We start from the raw sequence: 16,975 nt of genomic DNA, 5'->3' as shown, positions 1-16,975 counted from the left end.
GCCTTCTGTGCGTCCGAAAAATTCGATGCTTTCATATCTTCCGCTCCTTTTTCCAACCAGAAATTTAGCGCGGAAAACTCCAATTAAAAACGATCCAGTTTAAAGGGCGCAGAGCAAGGTTCACCGATCGCTGCGCGACGACAAAACGCCCCAATCGTTCGCAACCTTCCTGTCTCAGGCATCCGACAAGATGGATTCTAGCAGTCTTTCTTTCTGGCAACGATATTCCACCATCCCAAACGCTGCGGATGCGGTTTTATCGTATCGCTGATCACGTGGTCCATCACCTCAATCGAGTACCGCGAAAAAAACCGCTCTAAACAGGCCTGATCAGAAAAGTGGACCTGACCGACGCCTACAAAATCACCACTTGTATAGCCTTTTCGCACATACGGATCTTCCGTCGGTTCTCCATGCTTAAAATCATCGCAATCAGTCGAAAACCAATGGATGCCTACATAGACGCCACCTAGCGCCAAACGTTTTTCCAGCATGTCCAAGCTGCGCTCTATACCAGCTGTCAGGTTATGAGTAAGCGACGCCCGGTCGATAACGAGGTCAAATGGACCTTCAAAAGGGATGTCTTCACAAAAATCAGCTTGAGCCAACTGCACTTTCTCGCCATACCGCTTCCGGATGCTTTCTAATGCGGTAGCACTGTTATCCACACCATGAAACATCCCTCCAAACCATTGAACCAGTGGAATATTAGCCCCAACACCACAGCCAATTTCCAAAACCTGCGCCGGTGTTTCGCGCTGATGCGGTCGTGCATGGCGCATGATCAGCGATATCAGTTCGCTCCACGGCCAAACGCTGTGATGAGCACCTGTGGCATAGAGATCCTCCCACTCTGGAGAAAAAGACATCCTGCTATCCTCTCAAAAAATCTGCGGGCTGCGGTTCGTTCATTAAAAGGTCGATAACCCCCATATAGGGCTCAAAACCTTGGTACGTCTGAGCATAGTTTGGGTGTTGGTAATCCTGATAAACCACGGAGATACCAGCCTGCGCAAAGGGACCTTCATCCAAATACCCACGTCCCTGGGAACCGGAAAAATAGGTGTCGGCATTCACCGCCTGACAATGGTTCAAAATGAGATCGCTCTTTGTCCCCTCAACAGAAGGCAGCTTCGAGGTCTTTTGGATCGGCGTGGTAATCTCAAAAGCTTGATTGAATACCACCATCATATCCCAACACAGATCGCTCAACCGATCATAGGGTGTATGGTAAAAGGGCTCCAAACGCGGCAGCCACTTCGCAGCGAAGGGAGCTTTGCGGTAATTTTGGGTGATCGCCGCCCAATGTTTGGATTGCCAGCGCAGCTGGTTGTTGATCGGCACATCGGCAATGGTCTGCTCAAAATGCTTGCCTTTTGTTTGCACCGGAACCGTTTGCCAGATCCATCCCTCTTTGGTGCGGATCTTATTGCGATTCTGAAAGCTGCCCTTTTGGAACTGCACAGTGTCGAGATAAAGAAAAAGATCGGATTTCTTGATCTTTTCAAAATATCCCAACCATGGCAAATACGCTGGTTGGTGAATTGAAACGATCATTTACCATCCACCGGTTCCAAATCTTCGGTGTCAATCCCTTCAGCCACCGCTTTGGCCGTGCGCAAGGTGCTCCCACAAACTGAGTCCCAGTCCCCTACATATAAGCCCTGCTCGGCGCGTTTAAACGTCACTGTACTATCGTCTAGAACCGTGCCTGCGGGCAGGTCATAGCGTGCGACAATCCGCCGACGCATAATGGTTCGACTTTTTTCTTCTTCAGCATTGGGCACAATAAGGCCGCTACCCTGCGCCGCCTCGGCAAAGCGAATGTGCACCACCATTTCCGTTAATTCTTTTGGATCCATCGAAAACCAATGGTCCGGACCGGCGTGGTCATGACTGAGTGTGAAGTGCTTTTCAATGATCCGCGCCCCAAGGGCTACCGCCAAGGCGGGTGCCACAGTCGAACGGCTATGGTCTGAAAAGCCCCAGACGACATCGGGATGGCGCTGCCGTAGCGCAGGAATCTGCGCCAAATTTAGATGTTCGGGATCCGAAGGATAAAGCGATGCACAGTGTAAAACCCCAAGGTTCGTGGAGCGATTTTTCAAATCACCGACCACTTTATCGACTTCTTCGGCATCCGCCATGCCTTTGGAAATAATTAACGGCAAACCGGTAGCTGCAAAGGCACGAAGGTTCGGCAAATGGTCGAAATCGTCTGATCCGACTTTAATTGCCAGCAGCCCCAACTCCTGCATCATTTCCAGATTAACAGGGTCTTGCACTGTAGTCAGGAACATGATGTCGCGGTGGTCGCAGTAGGCCATAAGTTCGGCCCATTCCTCGCGGGAGAGCTCCAAACGGCGAAACATCTCGTATTCGCTTTCGGTAACCTCTTTCCCTTGACTGAAATAGGTAAAGGTCTTGGTCCGGTCGGCACAGAATTCAGCAGCAGTAAACGTCTGGAACTTAACGCAATCAGCACCCGCCGCCTTGGCAACATCCACCAACTCCTTTGCCAGCGCTAATTCGCCATTGTGGTTGGCTCCCGCTTCCGCCATCACAAAAACCGGATGATCATCTCCGATCAAACGTGAGCCAATCTTCATCTGCGCTGCCATACGCCACCACCTTTTCCTTCGTAACGCTATATCTGTGCCATAGGGTTTACCCCGCAGGCGATTTGACCGGGGTACATAGCAGCTCGCCCAAGGGCTTACCACCTATCTATAGAATACAGGAATGCTCTTTTACCACAAACTGGGATTGAGCAAAGCGGCAGGCACCTGGGGCATTAAGGTATCGACCCAGCGCCGTTCTTCAATGCTCAGCGCAGGATGGGACACAAAAGTAAGATTTTCCTGAAGTTGCTCGGTGGTTTCCATTCCCAGCACCACCCCAGATACCGGTGGGTAACTTAACACATACGCAACACAGAGGTCCGCCAAAGACGAACGTCCAACCGCGTGCTGCGCTTTGGCCAAGGCGGCCAGCACAGCTGGACCACATCCTTTGGCTACTGCGGGCCAAGACACCCGATTTCCGCCGAGCAACAGCCCCTGTAGAAACACCGAACGAACATGCACGGTTAGGTCGGGGCGGTCAGCGATACGATCCAAAACAGCGCTGTCTTTCCAGCGATAGTCTAGAATATTAAACGGAATTTGCAGATGACCGATGTCACCACATTCCGCAGCGAGTTCAGCTTCGTCCGCCGCTTGGGCCGACAAGCCTAAGGTGCCAATCACGCCCTCTTTGCGCAATCGCAATAAGGTCCGCCAAAACCCATTGGGATGCCTCAAGGGCCACGCTTCACGGATTAACAGAACAGGTACTCTATCAACACCCAATGCGCGACAGGACGCGCGCACACCGCCTTCGGCAAACCGTTCCAACGCGGCATCGCCCATAACGGCCGCTTCTTCGGCCAAAGGAGTGTTCACCTTGGTAATCACTGTCGGGCGCAGGGATACTTGTGGATTGGCAGTGGATAGAGCCTCCTTAAGAACGTCTTCAGAATCTCCGTAGCACCGGGCTGTGTCCAAAACACGCACACCGGCTGCCAACGCCGCGTGAACCAACTGCACTGCAGCTATTCGGTCAGGTTTCCCGCTTTGATTCGCGATCCCATAAGACAATCCCAATTGAGCCGTCCCTAAAACCAGCCGTTCGGCACTTGCAGACATTACTGCAAAATCTCCATCAAAGACTGGGCCAAATACCGCCCTCCAGGGGCTGGAAACAACGCCCTTCCTCGGGTAATACGCTCATTGCGCCACACGTCATCCGACAACAAGCGGCGTAAGATGGTCCTGGAAGGCTCTGCCGGGCGCGGATAGGAAACAGGCGCAGGCCCGGCCAAGGGCACAACCCCACCCAAATGCTCCAGCGCCTTGATAAAGGGAATTTGGTGTTCTTCAACCGCCAACGCCGCAACGGCCACGCCCGCTGCCTGAAGTTCACAGCAACTCGTCCCGCCCGCAGAAAGGGCCAAAAATGAGCATTCTGCAGCCGGAATTAACGACGGTGGTGCATGAGTAATTTCTGCTTTCGGAAGATACTGACTAATGGCGGCAACAGCCCCGGTGCGATCCGGATGGACTGGTCCGATGACAGCCAAAACTCGATAGCTTGCCAGCATATCGTGCATCGTGCGGGCAATCCAAGCCGTATCGTTTGCTGGATCTTCCCCGCCCATCGTGATCAAAACAGCCTGCCGGTCGTTTTTTTCGGCAGCAGCAAAATAGTCTGGATGAATAGCGTTATAGCGGCCTCCAGCTAAAATCCGCCGCCTGACGCGAGGCCGGTAATCCTGTTCGGCCGTCCATGGTTGGGCATTGATAATCACGGCAGCGGGAAAATCGCGGTATGGGGCGTCATCATAACAAATCAGCCTAGATACACCACCCAACGGAACCAAAGTCGATGGATCTGCATATTTTCCGTCCATAACGACCCACGGATTCGCGTCTTGGGAGCCTCTATTTTTCTGACACCATGCCACGAGCTGTGAACAGTCTTGGCCCGCAGATCCAGCAACTGACGACGTTGCTAATACCGAAAATCCGGCATCGCTTACCCTTTGGCGAATGTCGTCAGGAGCTTGCATTAAGAACTGTGCAACCGGCCCGCCCTCAGCGCGCAAGGATTCCGCCAAGGACAAGCAGCGCATCAAGTGCCCTAAACCGTGATCCCTACCGGCATCGCAGCGGATAAGAAGCGGCGGCCAAGACATTACAAATTAATACCGCGAATCAGCGCGAAACCCTCAGCATAGGGTAAACCCGCTTGTGCTCCACGGAAACGCCCCAAGGCGCGGATGACTTCTGGAGAACGCGGATGTGGTGCTGGATGCATCTCGTCGTCATAAGCAGTCATCGCCGCAACCTTCTGGTCCATATGATCCGTGATGTCGTGGAAGACGGTTGGTGCAAACGGTTTTAACGGGTTCCATTCGGTACTCGACAAAACCTCAAAGGCAAACACGGCACGCAGACTTTGCCCACTCAAAGGGCGCACCGCCGGCAAGACTGCGCGATGAGCAACTCCATGATCAACATTCGGATCATCTGCAGAATGGGTAAACAAGCGCGTCGGGTGAAAATCGCGAATATGAGATTCTATTTGTTTTGTGAGGTCAAGAAGCGGGACCTGATCAAGACGGCAACAGGGACGCTCCGACAAAAAGACCTGCTCTGCATCGACACCCAAAGCCGCTATGGCCGTGACCGCGTTGGCATTCCGCAGTGCCGATTTTTCTATTACTTCAGGGGTGCCAAACTGCTCAGGTGTGAAGCGGGCGGTAACTCCTTCGGCCAAAAAAACCACTCGGACCGAACATCCCAAGGCACGGTATCGTGCCATCGTCCCCCCACAGCCGAGAACTTCATCATCGGGATGGGCTGCAATCACTAAAACCCGTTCTTCACCAAGCATTATGCTCTTCCTCTTTTCGCCATTCAGCAACCAACATCTCAAGGGTTTCCATAAGGGAAGGTAGCTGTTCTCCCAAGGCGGTTTCCGTTGCAGAAACATCCATGCGCATGTCTAAAGAGCGCGGCGCCTTTAAAGACAAATCGCTCAATCGACCAAGATTCGCGGTTTGGGTCGGCAAGCAGAGCTTTTGCGCCACCCCCAGCAAGAAATCTGCTTTGGACAGTCCTCCACCGCGTGACCCAAGGTTAAAAGTCCCTGTAGTCTGCGCCATGATCATACGTTCCACTACCTGCGGCACCAAGGCTCCGTGGCAGGGATTAAAGAGCACATCTTGAAATAGCGTGACAGGTTTTTCTGCGCGCAGGCTATCGACCAGCCAAGCGACCAATCCCGGGCGTGCCGATGTTCCCCGCCCCACATAGTTTAGTCGGAGAACCGTCGTAACCTTATGCTGACGGGCGATATCTTCGCTCCACAACTTGGTCCATCCATACACGTTAACCGGGCCGATCTCTCCCCGGCATCCGCCACCATCACGATACACTTGATCGGTAGAAATATGCACCAAATGGCAGTCTGGCGCATTGGACTGCAAGGCGTCGACGATTGATCTTGTGCCTTCCACATTGTCCCGAAACGCCTTATCTAGATCATCCTCGCAACGATCCACATTGGCCAAAGCAGCACAATGGATAATTACGCTTGGCCGAAAACGGACAATCAAAGCTTCTGTTTGCGCATGGTCTGCAAGATCAACGTGTTCGACCGGCGCAAGATAATGTCCTGTCATCGCAAGCGTGCCTTTCTGTTGCCGGCCGTCGCGGACGAGAGGAACGATACGACGCCCTGCCAATCCGTTCTTGGCCCAAGCAGAACAGAAATAAAGACCCAAAGCACCACCTGCTCCGGTTAGCAGAACCGGAGCAGGTGCATTGCGATTATCGGTGCGTGCCATTTTGACCGTCTTCATCGAACAGCCCTGCCTCACGCAACATACCCGTCAAACCAGCTGCGTCTAGGGTGTCGGGATTGTTCTCGCTGGTGTAATAGAATCCATCCGCAACAGGAACGCCTTTGGTTTTGACATGGCTGCGATCCCAGAAAACGAGAGATGGCTCAATAATGAACCGGTCATTTAGTTCAAAAGTGTTGCGAGCGTCATCTTGGGTGATCATCACTTCGTGCAACTTCTCACCAGGGCGGATTCCCACGATCCGCCGCGGCACCCCAGGTGCTAAGGCCACTGTCAGATCAACCATTTGCATACTGGGAATCTTGGGGATAAAAATCTCTCCACCGTCCATAAGGCTGAGGCTCGACACCACAAAGGACACGCCCTGTGCTAGGGTAATCCAGAAACGGGTCATCCGTTCGTCAGTGATGGGCAGATCCGACGCCCCATCCTTAATCATCTTGCGAAATAATGGGATGACGCTGCCACGCGATCCCAGCACGTTACCATAACGAACCACACAGAAGCGCGGACCGTTGGCCCCAGACATGTTGTTCCCAGCGACAAAGATTTTATCGGAGGCCAGTTTACTCGCCCCATAAAGGTTCAACGGGCTTGCGGCCTTGTCGGTGGACAGCGCAACCACTTTTTGCACATCGGTCTTCAGGCAGGCCGTCACCACGTTTTCAGCGCCAACCACGTTAGTTCGGATACATTCGAATGGATTGGCTTCAGCAATCGGTACATGCTTCAGCGCCGCAGCGTGGATAACGATATCAACATCCCGGAACGCCATGACAAGGCGGTTTATATCGCGCACATCGCCGATAAAAAAACGTAAACAACTATAATTCGGGTGAGATTGGAAATCATGATCCATCTCATATTGCTTTAACTCGTCTCGGGAAAAAATGACCACACGGCGCGGGAGTGCTTGATCAAGCAAGGTGCGAACGAATTTCCGCCCAAATGATCCTGTCCCACCGGTAACTAAGACCGATTTTCCGTTGAAGATCGACCAATCGGTGTTTTCACCCGTGAACCTGCCTACACTCATACTTGCTGTCTTTCTTGATTGAGGGACTATCCCCTCTTTGGTCAACACGGCGTCAAGTCGTGAAGATACCATTCTCTTCGAAGATGTGTATTCCTGCACCGCGTTTTCTGCCACCCTAGGTGCCAAACTGCCACAGTTTACAATCGAAAGGCCTAAGCTAGATTTCCATAAACGCTGCAATTTATGCCCGATTGTCTGATTAGACTATAGGCCATACTGAAAAATTTCTCTAAAATGTACTGTAAAGAGGTTGACCTCAACTCTTAACGATCATTCTCCCAAATTCAAAAAGCAAAACATGATCGGCAGAACGTTCATTTTCTTGTAGACATCGCTCATGCTATCGGGTGCTTTCAGTGCAAGGTATTCTATGGCACTTATTCTTGAAGCGTATATGTCAGGAGGCATGATGTCGGTTGGTCGATCTATAGCAAAACAAATTTTGCTTGGAGGCCTTACGCAATTTTTGGTCAGCTTACGTGGCCTGATCATCATGCCCATCATCGTCAAAACAGCTGGCGATTCCGTTTTTGGCGCGTACGTCCTTCTATCATCGATCGTTGTATTTCTTGGTGGAATTTCATCATTTGGCACCAACTACACATTCCGCCGCGAACTTCCAGCAACAGACAAAGGAAGTCAGCGTGGCGCGTTGCTGATGCCTCCGCTTACCTTCCGCATTTTTTCAACCGCTGCCTTTGCAACGGTGCTCTATCTTGTTAGCCCTGCCTTTTTCGCGTTGCTCGGAGAGAGCATTCCCTTCTCTCCCGGATATTTGGTTCTGTGGCTGTTAGGATTAACGCTTCAAGAAAAGGCCACAGATTATTATCGATACACCTCGCGGTTTGGCATTTTTAACCTGCTGACCGTGGGACAAATCTATATCCATATTGGCGCTACTGTCGGTGTCGTTTTGTGGTGGCATGATCTTAGTCTGGATACGCTGTTGCTTCTCCAAGGCAGTTCGCTGCTGGTTTTGTCCCTGCCAACACTTGTGCTGGGCGTATTCCGAGAGACCGGCTTAAGCTGGCCACGGTTTCACTGGCCGACATTTTGGGCGGATGCACGCGTTGGCCTCCCTCTGACAGGAGAATTCGTCGTTGATTTCCTAGTTGCCTTCGGAGATCGATACCTGATCGGCCTTTTCCTCTCCTTAGCTGCGGTAGGGCAGTACCAGTCCTCATACGCTTTAGCAGGCTTGTTGGCTTTTTTTCCCAAAGTCCTTGCCACCGTTTTGCCCCCGCCCCTGTGCCGCTTGTGGGATAAAAAAAAACCTCAACAGGCCGAACAGCTCGTTTCCCATGCCCTGCATCTATTTTTAGTTCTCGCCATTCCGTTTACCGCAGGCGCCCTGGTCGTCGGTCCTTCGGTAGTTGCGGCCCTGACAATGCCTGAAATGGCATTAGCCGGACGTTGGGCTGTGGCATTGATTGCGTTGGGAATGGTGTTTTATGGCATTGTTATCTTGCTTTCGAGTGTCGCCTTCGTAACCCGTCAAACGTCCGTTATTTTTAAGGCAAACCTTATAGCGCTTGCAGGAAACGTCGCTCTCAACCTTGCGATTCTGCCCTTTTTCCCTAACGTCACAGTGCCGGCTGCGGTCTCGGTGGTCGCCTATGGAACGGCGTTTGCCTATGCCCTCGTCAAGGTCCGCAAACACTTTAGGATCTCTTTTCACTGGTTGAGCCTGGTACGTTCCTTGTTGGCAACATTGGTGATGAGTGCCAGCTTAGTTTGGAGCGGCTATACCCCAGGAACTGTAGGGTCGACCGAGATCGCGGTCCTGGCACTGACAGTTGGAGCTGCCATTAGTGGTTATTTTGCCATATTTGTTATGATTGGGGGCCTTCCAGCAGCGGACAGGGCCTTGCTCGCCAGTTTATTACGGCGACAACCCGAATAACCTCATTTGTTCTGGTCCCTCCGTTTCATCTCTTCGACACAGCTTCCCGGTTATTATTGAAACCGAGATAACGGAGGAGTAACTTGCGCAACCTCGGTAACCATGAATATCCATTAAAGGCAAAATAACTTTGACAGTGACTGCTATTATTCAGGCCCGCATGGGATCGACACGCTTGCCAGGCAAAACCTTAATGAATCTCGTCGGAAAACCGGTCGTCATGCACCTAGTCGACCGGGCCAAGGCGGCCCGATTGATTGATAGGGTCATTGTTGCCACATCGACCGCAGCTGCCGATGACGTTCTGGAACGCACTTTGGAAAATGCTGGGGTTTTGGTTTTTCGTGGCGCGGAAGATGATGTTTTAAACCGTTATGCGCAAACGGTACGGGCCCTCATACCCAAAGAGGAAAGAGAGGCCGGTGCAGTCGTGCGCCTGACCGCTGACGACCCGCTTAAGGACCCGGCGGTGATGGATGCAACGATTGGCGCCTTTCTGGCTGAACGCGGGCGCTGGGACTACGTATGTAATAATCAGCCGCCCTGGCTGCCTGAAGGCCAAGACACCGAAATCGTCGCCATTAGGGCGCTGTTGGCCGCTGACGATGCATGCGACGACGCATATGAGCGAGAGCACGTAACACCTTATTTGTACAACCATCCAAAGCAATTTCGATGTAACAGCCTTCATGGTGCGCCCGATCTCTCCGCTTGCCGCTGGACCCTCGACACCGCCATGGATATGGCATTCTTTAAAGCAGTTTTTGCACAATTCCCAAATGACCCCATGCCCAGCATGGAAAAAATTCTCGCCCTGTTAGAACAAAAACCGGAAATTGCCACTTTAAATTCACAGGTTGCACGCTCCGCCCTTTACCGTACAGAAATAGGTGATAACTGATGTTTTCCTATCCCCCCCCTGAAAAGCGCATCATTGAACGTGTCTCTGATTTGGAACGTCGCTACTTGTTGCAGTGCTTGGATTATGGGTTTGAAACATCGAAAGGATCAGAGTTCTGCACCCGCCTCGAAAAGGCTTTTGCCGAGCAGCTCGGAATGGAATTTGGCATTTCCTTCATGAACGGCACCTGCACGATGCACGCCGCCTTGGAGGCAGCCGGTGTCGGCCCAGGCGACGAAGTGATCGTACCACCACTCACCATGTCCTCGACGACTTTTGTCGTTTTGCAGGCACATGCAGTGCCGGTTTTTGCGGATGTCGATCCAGACACCTTCCAAATCGATCCGGCAAGCATCCGCGAACGGGTCACTGAGCGGACCAAAGCCATTATTCCCGTGGCGCTCTATGGTTTATCGCCGGATATGGATGCAATCATGCAGATAGCCAAAGACCATAACCTTGTGGTGATCGAAGACGATGCCGAAGCCATCACCAACACCTATAAAGGCCGTCAAATGGGCACCGTCGGCCACATGTCGAGCTTTAGCTTCCAAAGTTCCAAACACCTGACCGCTGGAGAAGGCGGTATGATCGTCACGAACGACGAAACGCTCGCCAACAATATCCGACGCTTCAACAGCTTGGGCTACGCCGGCGTAGGGTCGCGCAAGGGTAAGATCACCAAAAACGATATTCAGGATCCCAATTATTCCCGCCACGTTTCGACGGGCTTCAACTACAGGATGCCAGAACTCTGTGCGGCAGTGGTGTTAGCCCAACTGGAACGGATCGACGAACTGGTGCAGCGCCGCGTTGATGTCGGCCACCTATTTAAGGAGGCCATTACAGGATGTAACTGGTTCGTACCGCAGAAAACCCCCGAAGACTATACAAACAGCTATTGGACTTTTGTTGCCAAATTGGAACACACGGATGTGACGTGGCATCAATTCCGCGACGCGTTCCTTGCCAATGGGGGTGATGGCGTCTATGCGGCATGGAAACTCAGCTATCTGGAACCGATGTTTGCCAACGGCTGTCCGATCACCCACCCCGCATACACCGGCACCTATCAGAGCTTTGCGCCAGGCCTGTGCCCCAACGCGGAATTGGTGCAACCGAAAATTTTCCAGTTTAGAACCAACTACTGGAACTGGCATGAAGCCGAACAACAAGCTGAAATATTGCGCAAGACCATCAAACAATTTTCGTAATTTTTCTGCGTCACGAACCAAGACAAGCCCCAATACGTTTCTATGGGGCTTGTCTACCCTAAGGAAATTTAGCAGCTATTGATCGGATTCTCCAAGCCATAGAGCTATTCTTTGATGACCACATGGTCGAGACAGCTGCGGTCATTTTTTGCAGGTTGTTTCTCAAATGATCCGATCCATCGAGCATCACATAGACGGAATGCCGAAAATGACCGACCTTCCGGAATTATGCCTTCACGGCCCCGACGAAAATACAACCCCTGCTGCATGAGCAGCAGATCGATGTTTCCATTCCCTGCTTTTCCTTTGGGCGGGTCTTGGCGGAGAACCAACAATGAGCACAGTGTTTGATTTACATGGCAAGCGCGTTTTTGTCGCCGGACATCGGGGTATGGTGGGCAGCGCAATTGTTCGCCGCTTGGCACGCGAAGACTGCACGGTTCTCACAGTTGGTCGGGATGAGCTGGATTTGACCGATCAGAAGGCTGTCAATGCTTGGATTGATTGCAACAAACCTGACGTGGTTATCATGGCGGCCGCAAAGGTTGGTGGCATCAATGCCAATAACATACTGCCGGTGGATTTTCTGTATAGCAATCTGATGATCGAGGCCAACCTTATCCATGCTGCCCACCAGATCGGGACTCAAAAGCTCTTGTTCTTGGGCTCTTCTTGCATCTACCCACGCTTGGCGCCGCAACCCATGCCCGAAGAGGCCCTCCTGACAGGCCCGTTGGAGCCAACCAACGAATGGTACGCCATTGCAAAGATCGCGGGCATTAAGTTGTGCCAAGCCTATCGCCGCCAGTACGGCCGTGACTTCATTTCCGCCATGCCGACAAACTTATACGGTCCGGGAGACAACTTTCACCCCGAAAACGGCCACGTTCCTGCGGCTTTGATGCGCCGGTTCCACGAAGCCAAGCAAACCGAAACACCTCAGGTCGACGTATGGGGAACAGGAACGCCGCTGCGGGATTTTTTGCATGTAGACGATATGGCGGATGCTTGTGTCTTCTTAGTAAAAGCTTATTCTAGCGAAGAGCATGTGAACGTAGGTAGCGGCGAAGAACTGACAATTTCCACTTTCGCACATGCTGTTAAGGATGTGGTGGGCTATCAGGGCGATCTGATCTTTGATCCCAGCAAACCCGATGGAACGCCAAGAAAGTTGATGCGGTTGGATCGATTGCACGCTTTGGGCTGGCATCACCAGATTGCTTTAGCCGACGGATTGGCTCAAACCTACCGCTGGTTTTTGGAAAACGCTAAGGAAGCCCGACTTTAAAGGCGTTTACCGCAAGGAAAGTGCTTAGAAAACACGGAAAAAGCTTTCAAAACATCACTGTGCGCAGTGATATAACTCATTAACTATTACCCGCAACCACCCCTGCGTTAAAAATCGCCGCAATCATGCCTGAAGTACCTGCGCCCGCAGACAGGATTCCTATTCGTTGCTGGTTTGGGTCAAGTCGAAGAACTATCGCGCCCATAAATATCTTCAAACCGCTTGATATCATCCTCGCCAAGATAATCGCCGGTCTGGATTTCAATAATATCGAGAACGCAATCTTCCCTGTTTTGCAAACGGTGCACAACACCGCGGGGAATATAAGTCGACTGATTTTCCTGGAGCTCAAATTCCTCACCGCCGCGGTAGACATGTGCCGTTCCTGACACAACCACCCAGTGCTCTGATCTTAATTGATGACTTTGCAGCGACAGTTTCCCGCCCGGCTTGACGGAAATACGCTTCACTTGAAATTTATTCTTCTTCTCGATGCTCTCGAAGCTTCCCCAGGGCCTGGCCACTTTTCGATGGGACACAGCCTGTTCCCACCCTTCGGTCTTAAGGTCTTGAACCGCCGATTTTACACTTGAAACCTGATCCCTTTTCGCGACCAGCAGAGCATCGGGAGTGTCAACAATCACCAAATCATGAACACCAATCAAAACAGCCACCCGCCCTTCAGACGAATGGATCAGAGTATTGTGCGTGTTCAGAAGTTTGATATTTTCAGCCCCGCCAAGCACCAGGTTTCCATCTTCAAGCTTCTCGGCCACTTCAGAAATAGCATCCCAACTCCCGATGTCATACCAATGCCCTGCAAATGGAAAAACGGCGATGCGATCTTCTTTTTCCATTACCGCATAGTCGATGCTTTTTGCCTCTGTGTCCTGATACTCCGGCCCAGGACGGAAAAACGTCCCATCCGTTTCGCCATTTGCAACAGCACGTTTACAAATCTCAAACATTTCAGGAACGTGCCGTGACAATGCCTCCCGCAAAACAGAGGGACGCATCATAAACATCCCCGAATTCCAAAGATATTTCTTGGAGATTGTAAATTCCATCGCCCTTTGCCGGTCTGGCTTTTCCCAAAACCGCATGCCGCGCCATGCCCCGTCCGACAGGCATTCTCCAAGCTCGATATACCCAAAGGATGTACTTGGAACGCTGGGCTCAACACCAAAGGTGACAATATTTCCACTCAACGCAACGTCCGTTGCACCACGAACCATATCAAGAAATTTGTCTGTCTCGGGAATATAGTGGTCTGCAGGACAAAACAGCAGCAGGTCTACCGCAGGATCAGCACGCAAGGCCGCTAACGCCATCGCAGCAGCCGTATCTCGCCCGCAAGGCTCCAATATCTGATTAATCGGAACACCCGCACGCTCTGATGCCTCATTGATCAGAAAACGATGCTGCTCACCTGCTATAGCTTGTAGCTGACCGAATGCAGCCAATCGTTCCAGCGTCAATTCCAACAATGACCTGTTGCCAAACAACGGCAAAAATTGTTTAGGAAAGCCTTGTCGCGATAGCGGCCAAAGGCGGGTCCCGTCCCCGCCGCACAAAATAACAGGCAGAATATTTGGGGCGGGCATACTTAAGTCAATCCGAAAAAAGTCACTGCGGGGGAAATCCTATATATTTCATAAACATTAGGGTAGCCTTTAACAAACAAAATCCCCTATTGTCGGCACCGGCCTAAAATTGAGAAGAAACTCTGCCTTTTCCCGAATATCTGCCGAAAAAGGCGCTCACCCCTCATACAGAAATTGTCCGCTTAACATCCGTATCAGTTCGCAGATCGAAGTATCTCTCTGTCCATGTGCGAAAGTTTTTTAGCCGCGAGAGTCGGTGCTCGCCTTCCACCTGAAAAGGCTGAGGCAGTGATTGTGTTACCCACCCCAAGCACAGCGGACATCAAAAAGCGTTTTTGTTCGCAAATCCGGACAATAGAGTTAAAAACAGAATGCGGAGATCAAACCAGATCGACCAATGCCGAATGTAGTACAGATCACATGCAATCCGCTGGCGAATTTTTTCGTCGGTATCAGTCTCTCCGCGCCAACCATTAACTTGCGCCCAGCCTGTAATCCCCGGCCGCACGCGATGCCGAGAGAAATACGTATCAACCTTTCCCTGATAAAGATCATACTGATTGGTTGCATGCGGGCGAGGCCCAACAAGAGACATCTCCCCCTTCAAGACATTGAACAGCTGCGGCAATTCGTCCAGACTCGTCCGCCGAAGGAGCAAGCCAAACCTTGTCACACGAGTGTCCCCCCTTTTTACTTGGGATAACTCACCAGAAGCATCGGGATCACAACATTCAGCATACATTGAGCGGAATTTAAGGACCCCGATTTCCTTGCCATTGAAGCCATGACGCTGTTGACGATACAGGACCGGTCCCCGACTTGTAAGCTTAACCCCCACGGCAGCAAAAATCATAACAGGCAAAAACAGAGCAATTAAAAACACCCCTAAAACAATATCTTCAAGGCGCTTGATCCACCATCCCCGTCCAGAAAGGGGTTGCGTTGCACTTCGGACAAACGGCAATCCAGCTACAACCACCCATTCACTTGGGTGGCCGGAACTCATGTTTATTTTGTCACGTTCAGTTTTCAGGCTATTGGTCGTAAACTCAGAAAACTCCAAAATTTCCGACGGCATCGCAGAAATTAAGGGCAGTAATGCTGAAAATCTTCTGCGATCTTCCTCGGAAAGAGCAAGAATCAACACATCCGGCGCAGAGCTTCTAAGCAAAGCCATCTCGGCTTCAACTTGAGCTTCCGTATAGGAATCAGCATTCAACTCCGGCAATTCAATGCATTTCATGACATTGATGCGATGCGTGTCCTTCGCAGTGCTAATCGCATCCATCACATTCCTGCACGAAGAGCTGTAGATAACCGCAAATGCTGGACGTAATTTCGCAACCGCGCCAGTTTTATATAAAATATATCCAAATACTAGTCGGTAAGATGTAAAAAGAACAAGACACGAAACGAAATTGTATCCCATCCATAAACGTGAAATTTCACTTGACGATTTTGTAAAGTAAGACAATGAAAAGAATAGTCCGTATGCAAATGCCAATGATACCGCCAGTCGAACGACACCAAACCTGAGAACACTAAAATCCAGACTAGTATACGCTCTCATCGCAATCATAAATACGAAATAAAAAACCGAAACAAAAATTAGAGGGAAAAATAAAATATCAGGAACGACAAAAGTGTCGAACCGAAAGAAAGATGCGATAGATGCCGAAATTAAAAATACGGCAACATCTCCTATCGCAATTACATCTCGAACAAACACTCTTTTTCTACCGTAGGTGTTGATAGAATGAGTGAACTTCAATTTTTCTTTCAAAAACACCCTCTACACCGGAAAATTACGGATAAAATATTGGAAACTCATAAAATAAAGAATTTCAAAGATATATTTGCATATCTACTCACCTATCACAATTTCTAACTAGGGTCTGGACTCAATTGGCCCAACATCTGATTGCGAACAGTCTGACCATATTGAGGAAGTTTTCTGCGCACTTTTCGTATCGGATAGTCAACCGCCTCATATCCTTCATGCGACAGAAGAAACGTTCAACAAGATTGCGTTTGGCGTAAAGACCAGCATCATGAGGGATCGGATTTTTGGCATTTGCCTTGGCGCGGGTCACCGGCAAGGCACCTTCATCCTCTATCTCCCGACGGATACGTGCACTACCATAGGCCTTGTCGGCGACAATGGCCAATGGTGGTTTTGACCAATTCAGGAAGCAGTCAATCATCTTGCTGTCGTGGAGTTGTCCGCCACTGATCGCAAGGCGCACCGGGCGACCGAGGACATCTACATGTCGTTTGGTCCAACTGCAATCTGCCGGTCCTCGCGCCGCTTGGCCTTGACCCGCCGCTTGGGATGCTTGTTTCTGAGTTGCAGACCCAACTCTTTGTAAATCCGACGCGTTTTTTTCATGTTGATCACCCAGCCTTCCCGGCGCAACAGGACGTGAACACGCCGATAGCCATAACGAACACGCGCTTCGCAAATCTCCTTGATTCGTCTTTCGACAGCGGCCTGATCCGTCCGACGGGATTTGTAATGATAGGTCGATGTGTCAAACGGTAAAATCTTGCAGGCCCGCCTGATGGATATTCCCCATTCCACCAACATCCCGTCGACCAGCTTGCGCTTCCAGACAGGCCT

14 protein-coding genes and 2 pseudogenes are annotated in these 16,975 nt (G+C 51.0%); 4 read left to right on the top strand and 12 right to left on the bottom strand.

The annotated features are described in order from the left end of the window. Positions 1-197: 197 nt before the first annotated feature. The 8 genes from ACN0RL_RS19015 to pseB all read right to left on the bottom strand — a co-directional run bounded on the left by ACN0RL_RS19015 (position 198) and on the right by pseB (position 7,403). Complete coding sequence (locus ACN0RL_RS19015) at positions 198-869, bottom strand: class I SAM-dependent methyltransferase (protein ID WP_417519686.1); 672 nt, start codon at positions 867-869, stop codon at positions 198-200. 4 nt (positions 870-873) lie between these two features. Then, complete coding sequence (locus ACN0RL_RS19010; protein WP_417260809.1) at positions 874-1,557, bottom strand: WbqC family protein; 684 nt, start codon at positions 1,555-1,557, stop codon at positions 874-876. Then, positions 1,554-2,621 carry an N-acetylneuraminate synthase family protein gene (locus tag ACN0RL_RS19005; protein ID WP_417260808.1) on the bottom strand — a complete coding sequence of 356 codons (1,068 nt, stop codon included), beginning with the start codon at positions 2,619-2,621 and terminating at the stop codon, positions 1,554-1,556. The genes ACN0RL_RS19010 and ACN0RL_RS19005 overlap by 4 nt, the downstream gene beginning before the upstream one ends. A gap of 129 nt (positions 2,622-2,750) precedes the next feature. Then, on the bottom strand, positions 2,751-3,686 hold the full coding sequence (locus ACN0RL_RS19000) for an aldo/keto reductase (protein WP_417260807.1): 936 nt from the start codon (positions 3,684-3,686) through the stop codon (positions 2,751-2,753). Beyond that, positions 3,686-4,450, bottom strand: a complete 765-nt coding sequence (locus ACN0RL_RS18995; RefSeq protein ID WP_417260806.1) for a hypothetical protein — start codon at positions 4,448-4,450, stop codon at positions 3,686-3,688. Before ACN0RL_RS18995 ends, ACN0RL_RS19000 begins: the two co-directional genes overlap by 1 nt. Positions 4,451-4,734: 284 nt before the next feature. After that, entirely contained in the window at positions 4,735-5,436 is a 702-nt protein-coding gene (locus ACN0RL_RS18990; RefSeq protein WP_417260805.1) for a PIG-L deacetylase family protein, read from the bottom strand. After that, positions 5,426-6,406, bottom strand: a complete 981-nt coding sequence (locus tag ACN0RL_RS18985) for an SDR family oxidoreductase (protein WP_417519682.1) — start codon at positions 6,404-6,406, stop codon at positions 5,426-5,428. Before ACN0RL_RS18985 ends, ACN0RL_RS18990 begins: the two co-directional genes overlap by 11 nt. Further along, positions 6,375-7,403: a UDP-N-acetylglucosamine 4,6-dehydratase (inverting) gene (gene pseB, locus ACN0RL_RS18980; protein ID WP_417519688.1), complete on the bottom strand. Its 1,029-nt coding sequence runs from the start codon at positions 7,401-7,403 to the stop codon at positions 6,375-6,377. The genes ACN0RL_RS18985 and pseB overlap by 32 nt, the downstream gene beginning before the upstream one ends. A 412-nt stretch (positions 7,404-7,815) precedes the next feature. Between pseB and ACN0RL_RS18975 the strand changes: the two genes are divergently transcribed. The 4 genes from ACN0RL_RS18975 to fcl all read left to right on the top strand — a co-directional run bounded on the left by ACN0RL_RS18975 (position 7,816) and on the right by fcl (position 12,751). Next, positions 7,816-9,348, top strand: a complete 1,533-nt coding sequence (locus tag ACN0RL_RS18975) for a lipid II flippase MurJ (protein WP_417260802.1) — start codon at positions 7,816-7,818, stop codon at positions 9,346-9,348. 136 nt (positions 9,349-9,484) lie between these two features. Continuing rightward, on the top strand, positions 9,485-10,249 hold the full coding sequence (locus tag ACN0RL_RS18970; RefSeq protein WP_417260811.1) for a cytidylyltransferase domain-containing protein: 765 nt from the start codon (positions 9,485-9,487) through the stop codon (positions 10,247-10,249). Further along, positions 10,249-11,463 (top strand): DegT/DnrJ/EryC1/StrS family aminotransferase, encoded by a 1,215-nt coding sequence (locus ACN0RL_RS18965; protein WP_417519680.1) that lies wholly within the window; start codon positions 10,249-10,251, stop codon positions 11,461-11,463. Before ACN0RL_RS18970 ends, ACN0RL_RS18965 begins: the two co-directional genes overlap by 1 nt. A 334-nt stretch (positions 11,464-11,797) precedes the next feature. Beyond that, positions 11,798-12,751, top strand: a complete 954-nt coding sequence (gene fcl / locus ACN0RL_RS18960; protein WP_417260800.1) for a GDP-L-fucose synthase — start codon at positions 11,798-11,800, stop codon at positions 12,749-12,751. A gap of 179 nt (positions 12,752-12,930) precedes the next feature. On the opposite strand, the gene ACN0RL_RS18955 is transcribed toward fcl, so the two are convergent. From ACN0RL_RS18955 to ACN0RL_RS18940, 4 genes and pseudogenes are all read right to left on the bottom strand, one after another. Further along, positions 12,931-14,355: a mannose-1-phosphate guanylyltransferase/mannose-6-phosphate isomerase gene (locus ACN0RL_RS18955; protein ID WP_417260799.1), complete on the bottom strand. Its 1,425-nt coding sequence runs from the start codon at positions 14,353-14,355 to the stop codon at positions 12,931-12,933. Positions 14,356-14,677: 322 nt separating this feature from the next. After that, positions 14,678-16,144: an exopolysaccharide biosynthesis polyprenyl glycosylphosphotransferase gene (locus tag ACN0RL_RS18950; protein ID WP_417519678.1), complete on the bottom strand. Its 1,467-nt coding sequence runs from the start codon at positions 16,142-16,144 to the stop codon at positions 14,678-14,680. Between the two features lie 112 nt (positions 16,145-16,256). Beyond that, a pseudogene (locus tag ACN0RL_RS18945) lies at positions 16,257-16,640 on the bottom strand (IS5 family transposase); the annotation flags it as partial. After that, positions 16,622-16,975 (bottom strand): annotated as a pseudogene (locus ACN0RL_RS18940) (IS3 family transposase); the annotation flags it as partial. The pseudogenes ACN0RL_RS18940 and ACN0RL_RS18945, both read right to left, overlap by 19 nt.

The sequence above is a fragment of the Marinobacter sp. genome (assembly GCF_048259445.1).
Taxonomy (GTDB): Bacteria; Pseudomonadota; Gammaproteobacteria; order Pseudomonadales; family Oleiphilaceae; genus Marinobacter.
This window is presented reverse-complemented; position numbering and strand designations above follow the sequence as displayed.